The sequence below is a fragment of the Desulfuromonas acetoxidans DSM 684 genome, from assembly GCF_000167355.1.
Classification (GTDB): Bacteria; Desulfobacterota; Desulfuromonadia; order Desulfuromonadales; family Desulfuromonadaceae; genus Desulfuromonas; species Desulfuromonas acetoxidans.
The window spans coordinates 45090-68908 of record NZ_AAEW02000008.1 but is presented as its reverse complement, the minus strand read 5'-3'; the positions used below and the strand labels follow the sequence as shown (position 1 = coordinate 68908).

Genomic DNA, 23819 nt, shown 5'->3' with positions numbered 1-23819 from the left:
CAAAAGGCTTTTTCTATGGCTGGGGTCAATTTGCTGCAGGGAGTTACGGGGACAGTATACTCATTAGTCATTCGGCTCAGGTCTTGAATTGCCACATCTCAATCCAAATTCATTACACAACATAGCTATTTTCAACAACGATGTCCGGCACGTAGGCTTCTGTGAACATCGATGCTCTCCCCCTTTTGAAATGACGATAATTTGTTATCCTGTCAGACGATAAACGAGGAAATTTTATGTCGTCCAAGAAACATTCATATCAGGAGGTGACCATCGTGCAACGTTCTCCCATCGTCAAAACACAAATCATCGCTTTGGGACTGATCGTGCTTATTAGCCTGCTCATGGGCTGCCAACAGCAGGATAGAGAACTGACTGCGGAACAGAAGGCCTTGCGCTTAGGGAGTCAACTGTTTGATAAAAGCTGTGCGTCCTGTCATGGTGCGCGGGGGAATGGTCTGGGTTCGCGGGGCGGCCCTTCTCTTCAGGGACCGGATTTTCGTTACGGCAACACGCCTGACGCGATTCGCCAGTCGATTCTGCAGGGGCGGCCTGATGGCATGCCTGCGTTTGACACGGTTTTTACCGCTGAAGAGCTGGACAACCTGACCGACTACGTTCTTTATCTGGGCACAACGAACTAAATTTTTACAAGGGGGTTTTAAAGTGCCGTGCCGCAAGGCGGCACTACACCGAGTAGCCATAGTCAGCGAGGATATCCGCCACGGCATCCTTGTTGATAAAGCCTCTGTTTATTTCGTTGATAATGGTTTGAACACCAGCCTCAGCACTGTGCATCTCATTATAGCGGGCATCGTCCGGTGTGAGCATGATGTAGCCGTCATCGGTATGGCTATAGACAAGCTTGACGTCATCACCGTAGGACTCTTTGAGTTGGCGCTCGACGCCAACGACCTCCATGTATTCCTCGGTTCTTCGGCGATAATACGGATCTTGACTCTCATTGTCGGTTTGCAGCAGCAAGGGGCCTTCCGCCCATCGCCCGGCGGGCCTGAAGAGATCGATATCCATATAGGTGAAGTTGACACCATCTGGTAGAGGTCCAAGAGCGATGGATTCAATGACCGTCATGCCCGGAACATTTTGCACCGATGCTGCGCCATCGACGGCGGCGTTACTCTCCGATTCATGTGTTTCGGCACAGGCGGCCAGTTGCGAGAAAAAGTCTTGGCTTTCCGACTCGGAAACGGTTTCCAAAAGCGACACGCCATCCCTTCGGTCGAGGCTATGGCCTGATGTGATCACGCTTATGCCGTCGATGGTGACGGTCGAGCGTTGCTCAATTGGGGCCATAAAGGCAGTGAATGCTTCGTCTGCCCTTGCCACATCAGCCTGGGTGTTAACGGTGTGGCCTGTCGAAGAGGCTGTGTTTTGCTGCCCGTTGACTATTTGCTCCAAGACCGTTTGAAAATCATCGGCAGATTTATCGGCTTTTTGCGAAGCGGCAACTGATGATGGCGCGGAGGTAGCGTTTATTGCAGAAATGGTCATGATTCTCTTCCCTTGTCAGCAGCAATGATGAAAAACAGGAGTCGCACGCTTTATAAGGTGATCTGCCCCAGTTCTTGCATCCGCTCCAACAACGCATTGGCACTCGGGTCTGATTCAAAACGTGCCATCACGGCCTGTTGCAAGGCTTCAGAATCGCGAATCTGGACATAGTTCGCAGAACCATCATCAGTCAAACGGGCAACTTCATCATGGAAGAAGGTCAACAGCTTGCCACTGTAATCATTGATGCTCTGCTGATCTTGCTGCGAGAATTGTGAAAACGCATAAGCCTGCGTCTCACGATAAGGTGCGCCAATCTGTTGCTGACTTAAATCGATTGTTCTCGCTAGCGGCAGCATATCCGCATACCAATCAGGCAGGCGATACGCCTCAAGTGATTGGGAGCCCTGCTCGATCGCTTTTGCTTCATCGGAGATGGTGACGGTATCACCCTGAGTCACGGTTGTTGCGGCCGATTCTGTTGAAGTTTTTTGCTGACGGTTGTAGGAAGATGAAACATTTTGTGCGGATGTAGCTGTCGTGACATTCATACGCCGGTCTCCCCAGAAGCTCTGATATCAATGATGACATTTGCCTTGCAATGCAAATCCGTTGATGGTTCGATAGCTCTTCTCTATCCGACTTATCGGCGAAGAACTACAATTCTTTATGGGCGACTGTCATTTTGTCTATAACCATGGATAAAACAGCTTGTTTTTTCTGTATGCGCAGACAGGGCAACGGCCCAGCACCAAAATTTTTGTGTTAATAACCAACTGGGATCAGCCATGTACTCTGATTTTGAAACCATCTCATCTTATTATGACGATCTGTATGTCAAAGACGAGGAATACGCTCCGGAAGCCGCCAAAACGAAGGAATTACTGTGCAAGCATGGTATGGCCCCGCAGTCTGATCTGCTGATTCTGGCCTGTGGAACCGGTGGTCATATCCCCTATTTCACCGATGACTATCAGGTGAGCGGGCTGGACCTGAGCGAGGATATGCTAGCTGTAGCAGAAAGAAAATTCCCTTCCCTCACCTTTCACCGCGGCAACCTGATTGATTTTGATGTAAAGACAGAGTTCGACGCCATGATCTGCCTGTATGGTTCCATCGGCTTTGTTAAATCGGTCGATAACCTGCGCACCACCATGAAACGGGTTGCTGCCCAGCTACGCCCCAATGGCATTGCGTTGATCACGCCATGGAGCACCAAAGAGGATTTTCAGGAGTGTCTCGTCGTCGACGCCGTGGATGAGCCGGATATGAAAATTTCGCGCATGGAGCAAGTGCGCCTTAAGAAACCGAATATCGTCGAAGTGACCTTTCACCACCTGATCGGCAAGGGCACGGATGTGAACTACCATCAACAATCGGTAGAGATCGGCCTATTTTCCCGTCAGGATTACCTCAGTGCCATGACCGAGGCCGGGCTGACAGTCGTGGAGGAGTACACGGGAAGCGACGTGCGCGGTGGCGCGTATATTGGCAAACGGGTAGTCGATTAGACAAACACACTCCGTTGACAAACGCCTCTGTTCTCTGCCCCGCACACACCGAGAAGTCTCCCTATTTAATCCTGAAAAGGTGTCGGTTTTCTTTACAGACCGCGTTTTATCCACAAAAACCTTGAGCAACTCTTTGATTTATCGGCAAACTTTTCACTGGCTTCATTTTTGCAAATAGACACATTAAGTTACCAATGTTTTTGCATACGATATTTTTTTGTGCCGTTCAGGAGATTGCTATGAAAAAAACCTTATTCCTTCTATTCATTTTCACAACCTGTTTTATTTACCCAGCCTGTGCAACACCAGTGTATTTCGATATCAATGCAGGCGGGTGGGGCTATGAGACAAGTTGGTCAATTACTGGCCCCTCTTTTAATGCAGGGGGGACAAATCTGACGAGCCATTATACGTATTCTTACAATTGGGACCTCGACCCGGGTGACTATACCCTGTACATGACCGATTCATATGGGGATGGCTTGGATAACGGAGGATCTTTACACTTGATTGTCGATAGCGTGAGCCTGCTGGACTTTGACTATCCAAGTAGCGTATTTGGCTCTAGTTACCGTTATCTCTTTGACATCCCGGAATCTCGAATTTCAGCGGTTCCCGAGCCAGCGACAGTTTTGCTCCTCGGCTGTGGCCTGGCTGGGCTTGCGTATTACTCACGAAAGCGAAAAAAAGCTTAGTCAGACTTAACCCGAGTAAGCCATTTTGATAAAAATCGGGATCAGCAATGGTCCCGATTTTTTTTTGTATATCGCCTCTCCGTCAAGACCTTAGCAGCTATTTACCTTTGACTCACCGCCCCCTTAGGCTACAATCTGCCGCTATGAAACCCACAACTCATGATTCCCCAAAAATCCACTACGGCTGGATCATTGTCGGTGTCGGCACGCTAATCGTTGCCGCCTGTCTGGGGCTGGCGCGTTTTGCCTTTGGCATGATCCTGCCGTCCATGGGAACGGACCTGCAGCTTTCCTACAACCAGATGGGTCTGCTAGGAACAGCGAACTTCGCCGGGTATCTGACCGCCGTGGGGTTGACACCGCTGTTACTACGGCGGATGACACCACGCATGTTAATTGCCGGTGGGCTGTTTGTCATTGCCCTGTGCATGGTGGGCATCAGCGCCAGCCAGATGTTTTTCACCATCCTGGCCTTGTACACCATTGTCGGCATTGGCACCGGGCTGTCCAATATTCCGCTGATGGTTTTGGTCTCATACTGGTTTCGGCGTGAACGGCGCGGTCTTGCCGCAGGAATCATCGTTACCGGCAGCGGCTTTGCCATTATTTTATCCGGCTTTCTGATCCCACTACTCAATGATATGTATGGCGCACAAGGTTGGCGCATCAGTTGGATGGTGCTTGCAGCGATAGTGCTGATCATTGCGGTGATTGCAAGTCTCTTGATGCGCAACCATCCGCAGGAAAAGGGATTGGAGCCAGTCGGCAATAGCACTCCGACACCCTACGACCCAAGTGAAACGCACGGTCACTACAAGGCGAGCCAGGTTCTGGTTCGCCTTGGCCTGCTTTATTTTGCCTTTGGTGCCACCTATGTCATTTACGGCACCTTTATCGTCACCTCCCTCATTGAGGACTACGGTTTTTCCGAGAAAACGGCTGGGTATTTCTGGTCGTGGGCGGGAGTTATCAGCCTGTTTTCCGGCGTGGTGTTCGGCACCCTGTCGGATCGCATCGGTCGCAAAAAAGGGTTGATGGCAGTATTTGGGGTGCATACCTTGGCCTATCTACTGGCGGGAGTCCATTGAGGCGCCACAGCCATCACCTGCTCGGTGGCCTTTTACGGGCTGGCGTCCTCTGCCATTCCCGCTATCATGGCTGCCGCCATTGGTGATTACCTGGGGCAGGCGCGCGCTGCCGCCGGGTTTTCAATCATCACCTTTTGTTTTGCTGTCGGTCAGGCCGTAGGACCGGCCGTGGCCGGGGTGGTCGCCGAACGCAGCGGTTCTTTCAGCAGCAGCTATCTGGCTTCGGCGCTGTTAACAGCCGCAGCGATCGGTGTTGCTCTAACCCTGCCCGCACCAACAGAACATTGAGCGTGGTCATGCCATGAAAAAACTCCTCGGTGTAGAAATCTTCGGCGGGATCGCCTTTGCCATAGGCTTTGTAAGCCTGAGTTATATTGCCCTCTCGGAGAAAGCCATCACAACCGGCGATCCACGAACCGGCATCATTCATACCGCAACCGGCAACAATGCAGTGATATTGGGGTTCGCATTTTTGGCTTTGGGTCTTGCATCATTGGCCTATCTGGTGCGCTATAGCCGCTACCAGTTTATTTACTGGATTTTGTTGGCCGCATTGTGGCTGGGAATCACCCTCTGGTATTGGCTGGCCTATCTTTAACAGGCCCGGAAAAACGTCGCCGCTGTTGTCGGAAAAGCTTACACTCCCCACAGGCCGAATACAGGCATGTCTAAAAGACATAAGACTGATCAAGTCGCAAAAAATCCCATTCAGCACAAAGAATTATGTAAAGAAAATCGACACATCCTTCTTCTCCGATTCTCCGCCAGCGCGATAGCCCACATTTCCCTACCGAGCTCGTCTAACAATAAATCAGTAACCTGTTTGAATCATAGAGAAATCACTAAGAACAAAAGTCTTTTCCCCTCTCCCGCGTGCGCCCCAAAAGATTCAGGAACACATATTGCAAAATAAGCGGCATAGCTATTCATTACAGTTGAGCCCTTTATAAGACACTGACGTAAAAATAAGTCTCATCGACATCGTTAAAGGTCTGCAGAACGGCTCACCTCACTCTTTTAAGGGACGTTCAACAATGAAAAACCTCTGTATCTCGGCTTTGATTCTCCTTATGGCTGGCCTGACTGCTGCCCCCGCCTCGGCCACACCTCTGGGAAATGACATTACGATCTTCGACGGCAACGCAACCAGCGCAGCTTGGTATGGAACAGGTGAAGATCAGGAAGTTGAACCGGGGATGGTCAAGAATCAGGTCTGGGATCTGGAAGCTTTTTTCATTGATAGCGAAAACACCTTGTCTTTGTCCGGTGGATTTAATTTTTCGACAGGTGTCAACGGCTATACCTCCGGCGATATTTTCATCGCTGTTGTCGACTCTGAAAATGATCTCCCCGCTTACGGCGACATCCACCGTTCAGACACCGATGGCAACAACACCCATATCGGCAGCTACGGCTATAACTTTGTCCTTGATCTCGATATGGCAACGGGATCTTACACGGCTTATCAACTGGATGAGACAAGTGTGCTGCAAACCGCTTACTATCAGCAGAACGAAGGTTCCAGTCCATGGCAGTATAATGCTGAAGATAATGACGATGCCGCATTGCTTACCGGCTCTTTTGCTTTTCTCGACAGCAATCTTAATGACACGGTTACCGCCTTTGAAGGGGAAACCCATTATCTGCTCACCGGCTTTGATCTATCGTTCCTCGGTCATGGTTCGGAATTCTATTCCCACTTCACCATGGGCTGCGGTAATGACAACTTGATGGGACACGGCGTTGTTGTTCCCGAGCCCGGTACCTGGCTGCTTTTGGGCGCCGGACTGATCGGATTGGCTTTGGCTCGGCGACGCAACAGCTAATTACAGACAAAATACAACCTGTAAAAAAAAAGCGAACCGCATCTTTCAGTGCGGTTCGCTTTTTTTATCTTTAGCCGTCCCCGTTATCCTCAACAAAACCTAATCCGATTTCAACCTGTTTCCAACACGCTCCTGTTTATATGACGGATCACCCAAATCGCAGGATGGAGCGATATGATCGGAACAGACAATACTCTGGCGAGTCCTTTTCTTCTTTCGCGACAACCCGTTTCCAGTGTCCCGGCGCGGTTGAAAAAACCTTTGTTGATGATGGCGGAACACCTGCTGGGCCTACAGCGTTGCCAGCGACTTTACGACCGGGTCAGCGCCCAAGACACTGAGATCTCTTTCGCCGAACAGGCATTGAACACCCTTGACGTTCGTTATCAGTTGAGCGACCACGAACAGGCACGCATCCCAACCTCAGGGCCATGCATCCTGATTGCCAACCATCCGTTCGGCGGTATTGAGGGGCTGATCCTCATGGCCTTACTCGGCAAAGTGCGCCCGGATTTCAAGGTGATGGCCAACTTCATGCTCAGCGGCATTCCGCAATTGCGCGATCAGCTGATCAATGTCGATCCGTTTGGTGGCGCTGACGCGGCCCGCACCAACCTGACCCCATTACGTCAATCGTTGAACTGGTTGAAACAAGGCGGCATGCTGGTGATCTTTCCTGCCGGAGAAGTGTCCTCCCGTCAAGCGACGGGCGAGATAACTGATCCGGTCTGGAGTTCGACCCTGCCGCGCCTGGTCCGTCGCAGTAAGGCCCCGGTACTCCCCGTGTTCTTTCCCGGTGAAAACGGGGCGTTGTTTCAATGGGCGGGACGCCTTCATCCACGCCTGCGTACCCTGCTGTTGCCGCACATGTTGTTGAACAAAGCAGGACAAACCTTGCCACTGCGCATCGGCAATCTGCTGCCCAGCAAAAAACTGATCGGCTTTGCGACCAGTCAGGAGTTAAACAACTATCTGCGTCTGCGCACCTATGGCCTGAACCTGGCAACGAACACCCGCGCAAAAACCGTGGCCAAATCAGAAAACGACGAGCCGCAGCCCATTTCCGCGCCCCGGCCTGCTGAGACCCTGAAAAACGAAATTGCCGCCCTGCCCGAGGCGCAGCACCTGGTGCACAGTGGTGACTTTGCCGTCGTCGAATTCACTGCGGCACAAGCCCCTGGGCTCCTCAACGAAATCGGCCGATTGCGGGAAGTCACCTTCCGCGATGTGGGTGAAGGAACCGGCCACAGCATTGATCTTGATCGTTTTGACGAAACCTATACCCACCTGTGCTTGTGGAACCACAAACAAGGCGAGCTGGTCGGCGCCTACCGCATCGGACGGGTGGATGACCTGCTCGGCCACTACGGCGCCGAAGGCCTCTACACCTCAACGCTGTTCAATTTTCAACCGCAACTTTTGGAGCGGCTGCACAACGCCCTGGAGCTGGGACGCTCGTTTATCCGCCCGGAATACCAGCGCTCTTATGCACCATTGCTGCTACTGTGGAAAGGGATCGGTCATTATCTGGTCAACAATCCACATTACCGTTACCTGTTCGGCCCGGTGAGTATCTCCAACGACTACACCGCCAACTCGCGCCACCTGATGGTCGACACGTTGACACGCTACTTCATGGTTAAGGAATGGTCCGGGCTGGTATCGCCGCGCCTGCCGGTGCCGGTGACACCGCTGAAGATCCAAGGCCTATCCGCGCAGCAGAGCGACCCGTTGCTGCGCGATATGGACGAGATCTCCGCGCTGATTGCCGACCTGGAGAGCGACAGCCGCGGTATCCCGGTGCTGCTGCGCCACTACCTGAGCCTTGGCGGCAAGCTGCTGGCCTTTAATCTTGATCCGGATTTCGGTCATGTGATTGACGGCCTGCTGCTGGTCGATTTGCAACAGACCGAACGCAAACAGTTGCAACGCTACATGGGACGGCAAGGTTACGCGAACTACCTGGCGGTACAACAGCACCAGACGGCGGCCTGCGCCTGACTCTTTGAGAATTATTTTTTCCCCTAAAAACAAGAAAGCTGTTGCGAGCATCGCCGCAAATCAGCTATACCTATCTCCGCCATGGCCTTTTTGTATACACGACAGGACATAGCTCACAACAATTAAATACGTTCACCACGACAGTGTTCAGCCATAGGAGCCACCAAGCCTCCGCGGCTGCTGAAAAGGGAATCCCGTGAAAATCGGGAACGGACCCACCGCTGTAACCGGGGACAACAATCGCATAACGCCACTGAAGAATGACTTCGGGAAGGCGCGATTGGAGGATGATCCGGAAGTCAGAAGACCTGCTATCGTGGTTTAATGTCAACAGTACCGAAGGGGATGATTCGGTCGACATGCGCAAGGTCAAGGGTCACAATGGGAGCCCGTAACCGTCTGGTTACGGGCTCTTTTTTGTTTTCCACCTCGCCTGATGGTCTGAATCCTCCCCGTTTTTTATCCTATGTATTTTTTGTAATTACTCAGGGAGTGTTTCACCATGAAAAATCGCCACATTATTCGTTATGTCCTTTTTATATGTCTGCTGATTACGACACTGAGTCTCTCCAGCGCGTTTGCCGATGCAACAACGGACAGCATCCGGCTCGATGACATGGTGGTCACCGCCACCCGCTCGGAAAATTCCGCCTTTGCCACGCCGGTGACGATCAGTGTTGTCGATCAGCAAGAGATTCAGGAACAGAACGCCACCACCTTCACCGATCTGCTCGACGGCGTGGCCGGCGTCACCTTGAGCGGCGCCGGGCCGTGGGAAACCACGCCAACCATTCGCGGCATGGGCACCAACCGGGTGCTGGTGCTTTTCGACGGCGACCGCGAGACCAACCTGTGGGCGGGACGCGCGCCGCTGACACCGTTTATCGACAGCAGCGACATTGATCGGATCGAAGTGGTCAAGGGTCCCTCCTCCGTGCTCTATGGCAGCGACGCCCTCGGCGGCGTCATCAACGTCATCACCAAGGAGGTGGCTCTGGCCGATGGCGACACCTGGCAGGCGCAGCACCACATCGGCACACGCTATTCATCGGTGGATGACGGTGTGGTCGGCAATTACACGGTCAACGCCGGTGGTCACGGCCTCGGCATCCGCCTCAATGTGGCGGCCGAGGATCACGACGACTATGAAGTGGGCGATGGCGACGAGCTGCCTCACAGCCAGTTTGAGAATAAAAGCCTCGACTTGAAAACCCTCTACAACATCAACGACCACCACACGGTCAAGGCGGAGCTGCGCATTAACGACATCAACGACATGGGGGTGGCGCAAAAAGACCCGAGCGCGCCGGAATCCCACTTTACCCTGTACAATACCCGCAGCTATAAACTCGGTTATGTCGGCACCGACCTCGGTGCAGTACAGCGTCTGGAAACCCGTGTGTTTCATGTCGATCAGAAACGGCGCTTTGTCGGCGATTTTCCCAACACGGCCAAACAGGTCCACAACCTGAAGCAAAACACCATCGACACCACCGCCACCGGCGGCTCGCTGCAGGCCACCTTTGCGCCGGGACGGAATCAACAGTGGGTCACCGGCCTGGAGATTGTCCATGAAACCACGGATTCCAATGAATCGCAGCAGATCTTCAGCACCACCAACGAATCGCTGAAAAAGCTGCTCACTTTTCAGCCTTTGCCCGACGGCGAACGTGACCATCTGGGGCTGTTTGCCCAGGATGAAATCATGATCAGCGAAGATTGGAGCCTGACCCTCGGCGGTCGCTACGATTACTTTGCCGCCGATGCCGACGATGTCACCATGAGCCAGACCAGCTACGGCAGCAACGGTGCCGCCACAATCGCGTCGGTCAATAAATTTTCCCGCGAAACAGATCAAGCCGTCACATTCAGCCTCGGTTCACTCTACGCCCTGAGCAACACCCTGCACCTGACCGCTAATCTGGCCACAGCGTTTCGTGCTCCGGATCTGTTTGAGCGCTATTCCACCCGTGGCGGCGGCAGTCAGGTGATTATCGGCAACCCGGATCTGGATGCCGAATACACCTACAATGCCGATCTGGGTCTCAAATACCTGTCATCCCGCGCCAGTGGCTATGTCAGTGTGTTTTACAACCGCATTGATGACTACATTGATCTGGTCAAACAGGACAGTTCATTCCTCGGCTCTATTCCCACCTACGGTTACGTCAATGTCGAGGATGCGGAGCTGTACGGCATCGATGCCGAAGCCACCATCAGTCTGACATCACGGCTGGATGTGGAAACGGCCATCGCCTGGGTGGAAGGCAAAGATCGTGACACGAATGATCATCTCAGTGCCATTGCCCCGCTCAACGGCCGCATCGGTCTGCGCTACGCTGCGCCGTTGAGCAACGGCATGCGCTACACCCTGCGCGCCCAGGCCACCCTCTACGACCGTCAACGCAATGTGTCGGACAGCGAAAAAGAGACGCCGGGCTATACCACTGTTGATCTGCATGCCGGGCTCAACCTTGGGGCCTGGGCCATGTTTGACGCCATCGACCTGAACGTCAGCCTCAAAAACCTGCTTGACCGCGGCTACCGCAGCCATCTGCGTTCCAGCCAGGCGACCTGGATCTACGAACCGGGCCGCAATATTGTTGTGGGACTGCAGTGCACCTTTTAACGGATATAACGATGATGCCGTTACGAATCATTGCCAGATGTGTGGTGGTCGGACTGTTGATCATCCTGACCAATTCGTTTGCCGGCGCGGCCACTGATCATCGTGGCTCGCGCACGGTAACGGACCTGGCCGGACGCCACGTGGAGGTGCCCGTTCCGGCCCAGCGGCTGGTGGGCATCCATTCCGCTCTGAGTATGCTGTGCTATCTGAACCTTGCCTCGCAGGTGGTCGGCGTGGAGCAGGAGGAAAAAGATCCGCGTCAGTGGCTGGGTGGCAGCGGCCGCTCCTATCGACTGGCCCATCCCCAGCTCGGCGAATTGCCCGGTATCGGTTCACGCCGTCAGATCGACGCTGAGGCGCTGGTCACACTGCAGCCCGACGTCATCTTCATGGGCTGGGGCACGCCGCAGGCCGCCGATCGCCTCCAACAACAGACCGGCGTTCCGGTGGTGATGGTGCACAACGGCAACCTGACCAGCCAGCGCCATCGGTTTGAACAATCGCTGAATCTGATTGCAACGATCTGTGAACGCCGGGAGCGCGCCGAACAGATCAAGGCATTCATCGACGCCAGCCTGGATGATCTGCACCAGCGCATCAAAGGGCACACCTCATCCACGACATGCTATATCGGCGGCCTCAATTTCCGCGTCGCCCACGGCCTGCTCGGCACCAGCCGCGACTATCCGCCGTTTGTGCTGCTCAACGCCCACAACATCGCCGACGCCATCACGCCCCCAAAGAACCTGATCAAAGGGCGCTTTTCTATGGCTGCGGAAAGTTTAATCAAGGCCGATCCCGAGGTAATCTTCATCTGTGCCAGCGGTGCGTCTCTGGTACACAACGACCTCAACCATCCGGCGTTTGCCGCGCTCAGCGCGGTACGCAACCAGCGTCTGTATCGCATCATTCCCCATTACTACGCAGCCAGCCCCGATACGGTGCTGGCCGAAACCCATTACATGGCCACCATCCTCTACCCCGAGGCGTTTGCCGATGTCGATATCGCGGCCACGGCTGACCGCTTTTACCGCTTCTTTGTCGGCGCACCGCTCTACCGGGAGATGGCGGAACTGTTCGGCCCGTTCGCGCCGTTCACCGCAGAGGCTAGACCGTCATCATGAGCCTGCGCCACGCCTATCATCAGCGCCAGCGTCGTTTGACCGTGGGCTGGCTGGCGACCCTGCTGGTGCTGGGCCTGATCACCCTGCTCGCCCTGACCAGCGGCGCCATGGATGTGGACTGGCGTCAGCTGTGGTGCGGTGACGGCCATTCCCTCAGCGCGTCGCAACGCGTCCTGCTGCACATCCGCCTGCCGCGCGCCTGCAGCGCCATTCTCGGCGGCGCGGCTCTGGCCACGGCCGGGCTCATCCTCCAGGTGTTACTGAACAATCCACTGGCCTCTCCCTCCACCCTGGGCATCTCCCAGGGCGCGTCGTTCGGCGCAGCGTGCGGCATCTGGCTGCTGTCGTCGGGTCCGGCGCTGACCGTGTCGCCGTGGCTGGTCACCGGCCTGGCGTTTAGCGGCGCCATGGCCACCACCCTGCTGATCCTCGCCTTGAGTCTGTGGCGTAACTGCGGACGTGAAACCATCATCCTTGCCGGGGTAGCGCTCAGCGCCCTGTTTGTCGCCGCCACCACCCTGTTGCAATATCTGGCCGACGACACCCAGCTGGCCGCCATCGTCCACTGGAGTTTCGGCGATGTCGGGCGTGCCGACTGGCGCGATCTGCGTCTGCTGGCTCTGGTCACGCTGATTGGTTTGGTGGCACTGTGGAGTCAGCGCCGCACCTTCAACGCCCTGCTGTGCGGTCACGACACCGCCACCACCCTCGGCCTGAATGTCATCCGGTTGCGGCTGGCCGGGGTCACTCTGGTGGCACTGATGACCGCCACCACCGTCACCCTGCTCGGTGTCATCAGCTTCATCGGCCTGGTTGCCCCCCATCTGGTGCGGTTACTGGTTGGCGATAATGTGGTGGCACGGCTGCCGTTGTGCGCCCTGAGCGGCGCCATTTTGTTGCTGCTCGCCGACCTCATCGGGCGCACCGTGTTCGCACCGCTGACCTTTCCCGCCGGGGTGGTCACCGCGTTCCTCGGCGCACCGTTGTTCCTCGTGCTTTTGTTCAGCCGGGAGCAACCATGGACCTGACCCTGCATCACCTGCATTTTGCCTATCGCGGCGGTCATCCGGTGCTCAATGGTCTGGACGCCACCCTGGCCGACGGCCAACTCACCGCCCTGCTCGGCGTTAACGGCTCCGGTAAATCGACCCTGCTCAAACTGATGGCCGGGATTCTGACGCCTGACAGTGGCAACATCGTCCTCGGTGCACCGCTTGATCAATCCCTGCGTCAGCTTGGGCCGCGACGTATCGCCCACTACTGCGCCTATGTGGCTCAGAACTCCCCGCCGCCGACCCTGACGGTGTTTGACTACGTGCTGCTCGGTCGCCTGCCCCATCAAGGCGGTTGGTCGGCTCGTCCTTCAGCAACCGACCTGGAATTGGTTGAACAGAGCCTGAATCACATGGAACTCATCGATCTGGCCTACACGCCCATGACCAAATTGAGCGGCGGTCAGGTGCAGATGGCAGTGATCGCCCGCGCCCTGGCCCAACAACCGGCCATCCTGCTGCTCGACGAACCCACCAACAACCTCGATCCCAAACATCAGGTGCAATTGATGGATAAATTGCGCGCCGCCAGTCGTGAGAAGCGCACTACCGTGATTTTCAGCATGCATGACATCAACCTCGCCCTGCAGTGGGCCGACCGGGCCATGTTGTTGCACGAAGGGCGGCTGTTGCGTCATATTCCAACGACGCAATTGACCACCGGCGACCTGTCGACCTTGTTCGGGCTACGTTATCGGATGCTGGAAGGACACGACAACCAACGCTGGTTCTGGCCGGAGACCTTCTGACAATCCCACCACAACACTCCAGAGAAAACGCAACAAGGTTTGAAGTCCACAATAGCCAAACTTGCAGTCGGGGTCCGGTCCACGTTATAGTGAGAACAAACATGTTCTGAAGATCTCTCTTCATCAACGGGACAAATGCGCTATCATCACCAGATTTTCGGGTATGGCTTCGCCTCGCACCATTCCACGTCATTCAGGCGAATTTTAAGCATTGACAGACATGAGCTGAAAGTATGATACAAAATATCTGGCTGCACGCATTCACTGTTTTCATGGGCTTTTTTGCCATTATGAACCCCATTGCCAACGTGCCGGTGTTTATTGGCCTGACCAGTGACGATGACACTAAAACCACAGCGGCCATCGCCTTACGCGCCCTGCTACTGGCCTTTGCAATTGTCGCCCTGTTTTCCGTGGCCGGAAAAATCATTTTTGAACTGTTCGGCTTGACCTTGCCGGCATTTCGCCTCACCGGCGGCTTACTGGTTTTTCTGGTCGGATTTCACATGCTGCAGGGCAACCATTCGAGTGTTCAGCACCCGAGCCATGCCGAAAAGCAAAAACCTGCCGAAGACTCTCTCGGTATTGCCGTTTCGCCGCTGGCGATGCCAATCCTTGCCGGTCCCGGCACCATTGCCACGGCCATGAATTTTTCTTCGGGTGGCGGTATCACCGAACTGCTGGTGACCATCTCCATGTTCGGAGTGCTCTGTGTTCTAACCTACATCCTGTTTATTTTCGGTGAAAAACTGGTTTTTTTCATCGGACCCAGCGCCTTGGGCGTGATCACCCGGATGATGGGTCTGATTCTGGCATCAATCGGAACGCAAATGGTCATTGAGGGCATTCGCGGCGCCTTCTCACTGGCCGGCTAAAGACATCACCAATCCAACCATAAACGGAATAATATCCCTTCGGCTGCTAAACCCTCGCATTCACAGCATAAAAATGCTACAAAGAATCCAGGGGCTAAAAGTTTTCAACTCGTGCCAAGCCTTGTTTAAAACTTTATCTACAATGCAATATCAATCTCACTGACAACCACCCCGCCAACTCGGATGCCTGGAAGAAAGGCGACCGGATTGTTATCACTCCGCCGGGAGAGACATGCGTATTTTAATGCTTCTGTTTGTCATGCTCGTGGGCTTTTCCACCACAGCTTGGGCGACAAACGGCATGAATATGATCGGTTATGGTGCTGTCTCCAGCGCCATGGGGGGAGCGGACTTGGCCTTGGTTGATAATGTCACGGCCATGAACATTAACCCTGCCGGGCTCAGCGGCTGCTGCGGTAGCGAAATCAGTGTCGGCGACAGTATGCTGCAGCCACGCAACCATCATCAGGATCAGCACGGCAACAATCTCCTGGCCGATGAACAACTGTTTCACCTGCCGCTGCTGGCCTGGGCCCAGCCCATCAAAAATTCCCCTTTCATCTTCGGTCTTGGTTTTTTCGCTCAGGGCGGCATGGGTTTGCGCTATGAAAGCCTGCGTATGCCGTTTGCCGATCAGGTGGCCATGTCCCAGGAGTATGATGAGCTGTCCAGTGACATCAGTTACATGAAAGCCACGCCGACGCTGGCCTGGCACAGTGAAGACCGCCGCCTGAAACTGGGAATCTGTTTGCAGGGCGGTTATGCCACAGCAAAAATGGATATGTTCCCCCATACCAGTCTGGCCGTTGATGACGATGGCGACGGCACCAATGAGTTTGCTTTTTTCGGCATGAGGTTGAAAGACTCGCGCGCCTGGGCAACGGGTCTGCGGTTGGGCTTTCAATATCAGTGGGGAAATTTGACGGTTGGCGGTGCTTACCTGACCGAATCAAAACTGACCTATAAAGACGGCAATGCGCAAATCAATTACTCGGCACTGGGTGAAGGATTGGTCGATTACGATGCCGAATTGTCTGGATTTAACTGGCCACGTCAGGCTGGTCTCGGCTTCAGCTACCTGATTGGTGACACCGTAAAAGTGGCCGTGGATGTCGACTGGATCAACTGGTCCAATGCCGTTAAGAATGTCCGCTTGAAACTTCACCAGAGGGGCAACGACCAAGTGCCCGCATCATTGGCTTACAGCTACCCCATGTCATGGCGCGACCAATGGGTGTTGGCCGTAGGGCTGGAATATCGCTGCACCGACAACCTGCGCCTGCGGTTGGGGTATAATCACGGCAATGATCCCATTCCGGGAAAAAACCTCTTCCCGTTTTTCCCGGCCATTGTGACCGATCATGTGACAACCGGTGCCGGACTGAAATGGCAAAAGTGGCAGGTTGACCTTGCCCTGGAGTGGGCGTTAAAGAAAAAAGCCTATGGCGATAACGGCCTGTTCTGCCATCATGGTTACAGTGCCGAAGTCTCGCAGTTTACCAGCCATGTGATGGTGACACGCCGCTACTGAAACGAAAAGCATACATTGAGATGAAACCACATCACATCTTTGCCGATGCTCCTGATGGAGCCACCCTCGATCAGTTTTACACGGCTCTCAAACAGGAGTATGCCGTGCGCGGTGCATTGATGGCCGACGCCCACCTCGGTTATGCCCTGCCCATCGGCGGTGTTATTGCGACGCAGGATGTCATTGTCCCGGCCTGGGTGGGCTACGATATCGGCTGTGGTATGTGCGCGGTACCAACAACCTTTGACGCAACAGAGATTCATGCCCATGGTGAGGCAATCTTCAACGCCATTTACCAAGCTGTGCCGGTGGGGTTTCACCACAACCGCCAGGAAACCACCTGGAACCATGAACATCTTCCCCGCAGCCCTTTTCTGGCTAAATTATTTGCTGAAAACGGCCTGCTGCAGCTGGGCTCACTGGGCAGCGGCAATCACTTTATTGAGATCGGCCATAACGGCAACGACCAAGTATGGATCATCGTCCATTCCGGGTCACGCAACCTCGGCCATTCGGTGGCCGGACATTACATGAAACAGGCTGCCGGAGGGACAAAAGCGCGTCAGGGCCACGATGGCCTGGCGGTGGATTCGGCAGCGGGACGTGACTATCTGATGGACCTGGCCTTCTGCCTGGCTTTTGCCTTACAGAACCGCCATGAAATTATTGGTCGGGTGGTGGAGCAGATTCAACGTTATTGCACCGGCAAGGCGCAGTGGTCAGAGCTGATCAATCGCAATCATAATCACGCCGAGGAAAAAGACGGTTTGTGGATTCACCGCAAGGGTGCCACCCACGCTGAGGCAGGTATGATGGGCGTAATTCCCGGCAATATGCGGGACGGCTCGTTCATTGTTGAAGGCAAAGGCAATCCGCTGTCGTTATGGTCGAGTTCGCACGGAGCCGGACGGGTATTGAGCCGCAAAGCGGCTAAGGATCAGTTGAGCATGCAGGAATTCAGTCGCAGCATGGACGGCATTGTCGCCCGAGTCAGCAAAAAGACCCTCGACGAATCGCCGTTGGCCTACAAAAATATCTTTACCGTTATGGAACAGCAAAAAGATCTGGTAACGGTGCATGCCCACATCAAACCGTTGATCAACATCAAGGGCTAGTCGATCCTTTGTCGCGGTTTTCTTCGTGTTCCATGCGGGCACGATACTGATTGAGAACCGTGACAATGGCCAGCACCTCGGCCCGGGTCATATAGGGGCGGCCACTCTCTTCAAGGGATTCAAAGAAAGGATCAAAGGCGGTGACGCCCTGGTGATTGAGATCCGCCTGCAGTGCTTTTGGCGACTGATCATCCTTTTTAAATAAAAAAGCACGTTGCGCATACTGAATACCGGCCTGAGCCAGGCGTTGGACGACAATCAGAAACAGGACTCCGCACAACAGGAAAAACGTGGCGGCCGTCGCCTGAATATCAACAGAGCTCCAGGTTGACGGAAGAAACTGCGGATGCCAGGGCATGGTGACAAAATAACCGGCTGCTCCCGTCAGCATCATGGTCACATTGCGCCGCAACCAACCGATCCGCCGCCGCCCCAACACCATATCAGCCACCAGCACCATGGCAACGAGCAACAAAGCTCCGTGCCACCACGGTTGGCCGAACAGCATCGTCACCAGCACGGCCACTACGCACAGTGCCAGCACCGGTAGCAATGCGCCGAGAAAACTGCCAAAACTGCGCACCAGGCTGCCACGGCGAATTCGCCGAATCTCCCGCCCGGAGAGGGGGATATAGAGATGCAGGCCTTGTTGATCGGGTATGGATTGAGATGAGGGCATGGGCGGTGATCTCTGTCAGGTTTTTGAGGCTGAAATTGTCCCGTCAGACATCACCGTGAAGCGCAATGCCCAGGGAAAGACACTGCCCCATAAAACCATCCTCAGACACCAGGATCAAATCATTTATCACCAAACGGTGATTTTCATCTCAATCAGGTGGGATCGTTCGCACAAAAGAAACACCCAACTTAGTCTCCAGCAGGCTGATAAATTGGTCCTTGGGTAGCGGCCTGGAAAACAGATAGCCTTGGCCAAAACGGAACCCCATGAGATTGAGACACTCATGTTGCACCGATTCTTCAATTCCCTCGGCAACGAGGCTCAGTCCCATGACACGGGTGAAGGTGACCAGCGCTTCTGCAATAGCAGCATCATTGACGTCCCGATGGACATCAGTGACAAACGCACGGTCCAACTTGAGCTTTGACACCGGAAACTGTTTCAGATAGGCAAGCGATGTATAACCGGTGCCAAAGTCATCCAGAGCAATCTTGAACCCTTTAAAGCTTAACGCTTTCATGGTCTCAATCGCTTTGCCGACATCATCAAGCATCATACTTTCCGTCAATTCCAATTCCAGAAGTGAGGGGGGAATGTCATAAAACCTCACAATTTCAACAAGCTCGTCGGTAAATCCGGGCTCAAGAAACTGGCGGGCCGACACGTTGACGGCAATAGGAAACCAATTCCCCGAGCTCCGGTGGTATCCTCTAATCGTTCGACAACACTCCTCAATAATCCAGCGGCCCAGAGCAATGATCAAACCACCTTCTTCCGCCACCGGAATCATGCGGTCCGGCGACACCCAGCCCAGCTCGTCACTGTGCCAACGCAGCAACGCTTCTGCGGCGACAATATCGCCGGTGGCCAGATCAACCTGCGGTTGGTAGTAGAGCTGCAATTCGCTGTTTTCGAGTGCCCGGCGCAACTTCGACTCAATGGTCAGATACTCCTGAGCTTTATCCGCCAACTCGGCAGAGAAATAGCACATCCGGCTGCGTCCCTGGCGTTTGGCCTGATGCATGGCATTGTCGGCATTGGCCATCAACGTCACATCATCGTCGCCATCTCCCGGATAAAGAGCCACGCCAATGCTGGCAGTGATAATCAGTTCAGCCCCATCGATCATCATCGGTTCAGAAATCGCCTGCAACATCTTCTGGGCCATACGCGTCGCATCCACCTCATCATTGAGACAGGTCACCAGAATGGCAAATTCGTCGCCACTGAGCCGCGAGATGGTATCCTGCCCGCGGCTGACACGTTTCAGACGCGCGGCAACCTCAATCAGCATACGGTCACCAGCCACATGGCCGAGAGAATCATTGATCCGTTTAAAATAATCCAGATCAAGAGAAAAGACCTGGACCTCCATCCCTTTGCGGCTCTGAGCACGCTTGATGGCCTGCTGCAGACGATCGCGAAACAGCACCCGGTTGGCCGAGCCAGTCAGTGGATCGGTTTGAGCCAGCTGCAGCATTTTTTCTTCCCAGGCCTTTTCTTCACTTAAATCAGCGCTCACCGCAACGTAGCGTGTTGTTTTGTTTTCGGGTTCTTCCACTGTTTCGATCCGCAGCCATTGCGGCAGGCTGTGCCCGCGATGGTGCCGTATCCAGATCTCTCCTTCCCAGCGCCCTTCGTCTCGCAACTGCTTAACTAAGTCGGTATAGAACACACGGTCATGACGTTCCGCCCTGAGAAACAGGGGAAGTCTGTTGAGTAAGTCCTCCTCTGAATAGCCGCTGAGGTCGCAAAACGTTTTGTTCACGGCAAGGACATTCCCAGAGTCATCCATGATCATCACCGCATCGTTACTGTGATCGACAACCGCTGACAGTTCCCGCAAGCGCTGGTCTTTTTCACGCCGTTCACTAATATCGCGAACCGCAGTCAAGACACAAGGTTCGCCCCGGTAGTCAATGACAATACTGCGAATTTCAACAGGAAAGTGATGGCCATCCTTATGTTCATAGGTGAATTCAAACAGAATGGATTTCCCCTCAAGTGCCTCACGGTATTTCTCGCTGAGGGCACTTTTTTCCTGGGGATCACACAATTTGGTGAAATGCTGATGATTCAGTTCCGCAAACGTGCGACCAAGCATCTCTTCATAGGATTTATTACACAGCAGCAACTCGCCGTTAAGGTTACGGACCGTCAGTCCGTCAACACTGTAATCAAATAAGGTCCGGTACTCATCAAGACTTCGTTCGAGCTCTTCCTGCAGCTCTTTGAGTTTAAGTTGACTGTGATACTGTTCGGTAATATCGAGAATCACCAACTGAATCAGCGTCTGCTCTTCCAAAACAATCTGACTGCCGAGAATCTCAACGCACAAATCTATAGACGGGAGGTAAGCCGTTTCAGTGTGATGCCCCTGCTGTTTGATCATTTTTATAAAGGAGCGAATCTTCAGCCAGTTTGTCTTATCATGGAACTGACGCAGATTGCCGGTTTCCATCGTTTCCGGCAACTTGAACAAGCGTCGTGCGGCGTTATTAAAACGTAGCAGTTCACCGCTTTGCGACATGACCAAAATGGCTTCTTGAGCCTGGTCAAACAGGCTGCGATAATAGTGCTGTTCTCGCAAGACCCCGGCATAAAGGGGATCAAGGCCAAATCGCTTGATAAACAACCACATAAGCTGACTGAGCACCACGCAACCCAAAACAATTAACGCAATGGCTCTCCACCCTCGATAAGGCAACCATTGTGTGGAAACCACCACTTCTTTTATCACAACCAAATGGACACGTCGTTGAGACTCTCCTACAGTGATTTCAGCCTGCAAGGTAAGCTGGCTTTGTTCGACGGGCCGAGTCGCTGAAAATAATGGGCTTTTGTCTGGATCATAAAGACGGATAACGACATAGTCCGGATTCCCTTCGAAGAAATCCTTGAGAATCCGTTTCATCTGGGCGAGATCATTTCGTTGCAAAGGGTCGTCAAGCAACGTTTTAAGCACGTGCTGATCCGTTTTAAAACTCTGCTGCGCCACCAGATCAACCACATGCTGCTTGACTTGCACCACAAATAAGATGCCCGTCAACACCACAACCAAAAAAACGATCGTGACGGCCAGAGCCACCGAACGATACGATTTTTTTTGCCAATGAGGCTGAGGTTCACGAATCATGGGACGCCCTCATCATTTGATGGTACAGACAAATCTGATCACCGTTTACGGCAACCGCGCCATTGGATAATGGAGCAACCATAACACTCGTGTTCAAACGAATGTGCGGCGTGATCCGTTTTACAGAACAATCCCACCTCAGGACGAAACGCGAGGTTGGGACACGAGAAAAGAAGCAAGAAGAAACGTCAGTCCCAAGAAAAGAGGCGCAAAAGGTATGAGCGGCACCGGTCGTGAAGAAAGGGATTCTCGTCCCAAGTTCCCATTGAGGTATAAAATCTCGCACCACTGCCACCTTTATTAAAGAACGTTCCGCGGTTAAGAAAAACTCTAACAATCTTAACTGAGATTTTAAAAAGGTAAAGGCAGTGGGAAAACGGAACTTCAAACAACAGAGTCAAACATGGTTGAGCAATTTCAACTCTTTAGGGTGTGGATTGAGATAAACCTGCTCCTGCAGATAATCTTGTTTATATTTACGCACATAATGATTAAGCAACGTGATGGGTACAATCAGCGGAACCAGGCCATTGCGGTAATCCTCTACTTTTTCCAGCACTTCAGATTTTTCATCAGCGCTTAACTGCTTTTTGAAATATCCAAGAATATGCTGCAAAACGTTCACCTGCTTTTTCTCCGTTGTCTTCAAAGACATGGCCTTGAGCAATAAGGTGCGATACTGATCTTGAAAGGTCTCAAAAGGCAGAGTTTTGCCATGGGCAACCAGACGGCCCATTTCGCGGTAGATCTTTTCGCTGTGGGCGAGAATCAATAACTTGTGACGGCTGTGAAAGTCAACCATTCCCCCATAACCAGAGCCGGCGGCCAGAGTTTCACGCAAGCGTTTCATGGTGAAAATCCGCGTAATGAAATTTTCACGCAGTTTGGGGTCGTGCAGACGGCCCTCCTCCTCGACCGGCAGCAGGGGAAAGTGCTCCATAAAGATCCGCGCGAACATCCCAATACCATGATGATCGGGCATACCACCAGATTCGGGATAAATTTTAACCCGCTCCATACCGCTGCTCGGTGATTTGGCCTTGAAGATAAAACCATCGAGTTGTTCAGACTCCAGCTGCTGGACACGCTGGTGCGCCCAACACTGCATTTTATCGGTGATATCTTCGCCACCTTTGGAAAAACGCAGCCGCACATCTTGATGGCTATCACGCACCAGGCGCAACGCCGGACGGGGGATGGGAAGTCCGACCTCGACTTCCGGACACACCGGCACGTAATCAACATAGCCACCAAGCACGTCCGTCAGATAGCGATCCCGTTTGTGGCCGCCGTCAAAGCGGACTTTGGCACCCAACAGACAGGAACTGACACCAAGACGAATGCGGCTTTCCATAAAACACCTCCCGGGCAGAATGATCACTTACGTTGAAAGAGTGTGCGGCTGACCGCCTCCACCTCACCAAGGTCATCAACCACAGTCGTTCCAGGGATCTGGTAAACACTGGCGATCCCGCTGCCTCCAGCAACAATATGACAGCTCTCGGGCAACATGCGACGCAATGTCACCAGATCACTGCGCGCCTGCAGCGACGAATAATGGCTGCTGAACGAAAGGGCAACACCGTGACAGGCGGTGGCATAAACGAGATCCGGCAATTCCGACATGGGTAAATCCTCTAACAGCCACTGACAACGCACCCCTTGACGCGAAAACAGCACCGCCGCCATCAGCAAAGCCAGATGATGGCGCTCACCGTTAATGGTAACAAACAGCATCAGGGGCGATGCCACATCGGTATCCTGTTGCTGACCAAGAATTTCGAGCAAGATCTTCTGTATCCGGTCAGAGATGGCATGCTCACGGGCAATGGTCAATTCCCCCGATATCCAACCACGATCAAGACAGGCCAGCACCTCTGCGCTACAATGAAGGATAAAATGCTCGATGGTAGTCGTGGCCAGGTGATAGCGCAGCACCTGCTCCAGCTCATCCAGCGACGCCGATAACACCAGAGATTGAAAGCCACGGGCACGATTTTCATCTTCAGCCACATAGGAATCAAGCAACTGATGGCGCTCATCAGCAGACATGGCAAACAGGCTGTTGGGACGATAACCCAACGATTGCAATTTACGCACAATGTGCAACTGTGCCACCTGATCCAAAGGATAGCGACGATGGCCGCGTCTGTCGCGTTGCGGTTGGGGAAAGCCGTAGCGTCTCTCCCAGACACGTAACGTATCGACGCTGACGCCGAGTTCCTGACTGAGTTGTTGAACAGTGAGCATGGTTTTGTCCTGGACAAATGATGAATATCACTAAATACTATAAGGA

21 protein-coding genes and 1 riboswitch are annotated in these 23819 nt (G+C 53.6%); of the genes, 15 read left to right on the top strand and 6 right to left on the bottom strand.

The window, feature by feature from the left end:
- The first annotated feature begins 236 nt into the window (after positions 1-236).
- Positions 237-644: a c-type cytochrome gene (locus tag DACE_RS17220; RefSeq protein WP_006000172.1), complete on the top strand. Its 408-nt coding sequence runs from the start codon at positions 237-239 to the stop codon at positions 642-644.
- Between the two features lie 43 nt (positions 645-687).
- On the opposite strand, the gene DACE_RS08140 is transcribed toward DACE_RS17220, so the two are convergent.
- Together DACE_RS08140 and DACE_RS08135 are read right to left on the bottom strand one after the other, a co-directional pair.
- The gene (locus tag DACE_RS08140; protein ID WP_006000170.1) at positions 688-1512 is read right to left on the bottom strand and encodes a hypothetical protein; all 825 of its coding nucleotides are present in this window, start codon (positions 1510-1512) and stop codon (positions 688-690) included.
- A 50-nt stretch (positions 1513-1562) separates the two neighbouring features.
- Positions 1563-2063 (bottom strand): hypothetical protein, encoded by a 501-nt coding sequence (locus tag DACE_RS08135; protein ID WP_006000167.1) that lies wholly within the window; start codon positions 2061-2063, stop codon positions 1563-1565.
- Positions 2064-2300: 237 nt separating this feature from the next.
- Here DACE_RS08135 and DACE_RS08130 point away from each other — a divergent pair, with 237 nt between their 5' ends.
- From DACE_RS08130 to DACE_RS08070, 14 genes are all read left to right on the top strand, one after another.
- Entirely contained in the window at positions 2301-3023 is a 723-nt protein-coding gene (locus DACE_RS08130; protein ID WP_006000165.1) for a class I SAM-dependent DNA methyltransferase, read from the top strand.
- 239 nt (positions 3024-3262) lie between these two features.
- Positions 3263-3718, top strand: coding sequence for a PEP-CTERM sorting domain-containing protein (locus tag DACE_RS08125; RefSeq protein ID WP_040366614.1), 456 nt, complete (start codon positions 3263-3265; stop codon positions 3716-3718).
- A gap of 143 nt (positions 3719-3861) precedes the next feature.
- Positions 3862-4806, top strand: coding sequence for an MFS transporter (locus DACE_RS08120; protein ID WP_275942515.1), 945 nt, complete (start codon positions 3862-3864; stop codon positions 4804-4806).
- 24 nt (positions 4807-4830) lie between these two features.
- On the top strand, positions 4831-5094 hold the full coding sequence (locus DACE_RS18895; protein WP_006000160.1) for a YbfB/YjiJ family MFS transporter: 264 nt from the start codon (positions 4831-4833) through the stop codon (positions 5092-5094).
- 13 nt (positions 5095-5107) lie between these two features.
- Positions 5108-5404, top strand: a complete 297-nt coding sequence (locus DACE_RS08115; RefSeq protein WP_006000158.1) for a hypothetical protein — start codon at positions 5108-5110, stop codon at positions 5402-5404.
- A gap of 436 nt (positions 5405-5840) precedes the next feature.
- The gene (locus DACE_RS08110) at positions 5841-6632 is read left to right on the top strand and encodes a PEP-CTERM sorting domain-containing protein (RefSeq protein ID WP_006000155.1); all 792 of its coding nucleotides are present in this window, start codon (positions 5841-5843) and stop codon (positions 6630-6632) included.
- Positions 6633-6806: 174 nt separating this feature from the next.
- Entirely contained in the window at positions 6807-8633 is a 1827-nt protein-coding gene (locus DACE_RS08105) for a lysophospholipid acyltransferase family protein (RefSeq protein ID WP_006000154.1), read from the top strand.
- Positions 8634-8757: 124 nt separating this feature from the next.
- A riboswitch (cobalamin riboswitch) is annotated at positions 8758-8963 on the top strand.
- A gap of 172 nt (positions 8964-9135) precedes the next feature.
- On the top strand, positions 9136-11262 hold the full coding sequence (locus DACE_RS08100) for a TonB-dependent receptor plug domain-containing protein (protein ID WP_006000151.1): 2127 nt from the start codon (positions 9136-9138) through the stop codon (positions 11260-11262).
- Positions 11263-11273: 11 nt separating this feature from the next.
- Positions 11274-12386, top strand: a complete 1113-nt coding sequence (locus DACE_RS08095) for an ABC transporter substrate-binding protein (RefSeq protein ID WP_050769986.1) — start codon at positions 11274-11276, stop codon at positions 12384-12386.
- Positions 12383-13414 carry a FecCD family ABC transporter permease gene (locus DACE_RS08090; protein ID WP_006000145.1) on the top strand — a complete coding sequence of 344 codons (1032 nt, stop codon included), beginning with the start codon at positions 12383-12385 and terminating at the stop codon, positions 13412-13414. Before DACE_RS08095 ends, DACE_RS08090 begins: the two co-directional genes overlap by 4 nt.
- The gene (locus tag DACE_RS08085) at positions 13405-14187 is read left to right on the top strand and encodes an ABC transporter ATP-binding protein (RefSeq protein ID WP_006000142.1); all 783 of its coding nucleotides are present in this window, start codon (positions 13405-13407) and stop codon (positions 14185-14187) included. Before DACE_RS08090 ends, DACE_RS08085 begins: the two co-directional genes overlap by 10 nt.
- Before the next feature lie 236 nt (positions 14188-14423).
- A complete protein-coding gene (locus DACE_RS08080) occupies positions 14424-15062 on the top strand; it encodes a MarC family protein (RefSeq protein ID WP_040366659.1) in 639 nt (212 codons plus the stop codon).
- Positions 15063-15294: 232 nt separating this feature from the next.
- The gene (locus DACE_RS08075; protein ID WP_006000138.1) at positions 15295-16593 is read left to right on the top strand and encodes an OmpP1/FadL family transporter; all 1299 of its coding nucleotides are present in this window, start codon (positions 15295-15297) and stop codon (positions 16591-16593) included.
- A gap of 20 nt (positions 16594-16613) precedes the next feature.
- A complete protein-coding gene (locus DACE_RS08070) occupies positions 16614-17708 on the top strand; it encodes an RtcB family protein (protein ID WP_006000136.1) in 1095 nt (364 codons plus the stop codon).
- Here DACE_RS08070 and DACE_RS08065 read toward each other — a convergent pair.
- The 4 genes from DACE_RS08065 to DACE_RS08050 all read right to left on the bottom strand — a co-directional run bounded on the left by DACE_RS08065 (position 17698) and on the right by DACE_RS08050 (position 23773).
- Complete coding sequence (locus DACE_RS08065; RefSeq protein ID WP_006000135.1) at positions 17698-18387, bottom strand: hypothetical protein; 690 nt, start codon at positions 18385-18387, stop codon at positions 17698-17700. The two genes, DACE_RS08070 and DACE_RS08065, sit on opposite strands and share 11 nt — an antisense overlap.
- 148 nt (positions 18388-18535) lie before the next feature.
- Positions 18536-21523: an EAL domain-containing protein gene (locus DACE_RS17215; protein ID WP_006000133.1), complete on the bottom strand. Its 2988-nt coding sequence runs from the start codon at positions 21521-21523 to the stop codon at positions 18536-18538.
- Positions 21524-21920: 397 nt separating this feature from the next.
- Positions 21921-22877: a YbgA family protein gene (locus tag DACE_RS08055; RefSeq protein WP_006000131.1), complete on the bottom strand. Its 957-nt coding sequence runs from the start codon at positions 22875-22877 to the stop codon at positions 21921-21923.
- 23 nt (positions 22878-22900) lie between these two features.
- The gene (locus DACE_RS08050; RefSeq protein WP_006000129.1) at positions 22901-23773 is read right to left on the bottom strand and encodes a MerR family transcriptional regulator; all 873 of its coding nucleotides are present in this window, start codon (positions 23771-23773) and stop codon (positions 22901-22903) included.
- Between the last annotated feature and the right edge of the window lie 46 nt (positions 23774-23819).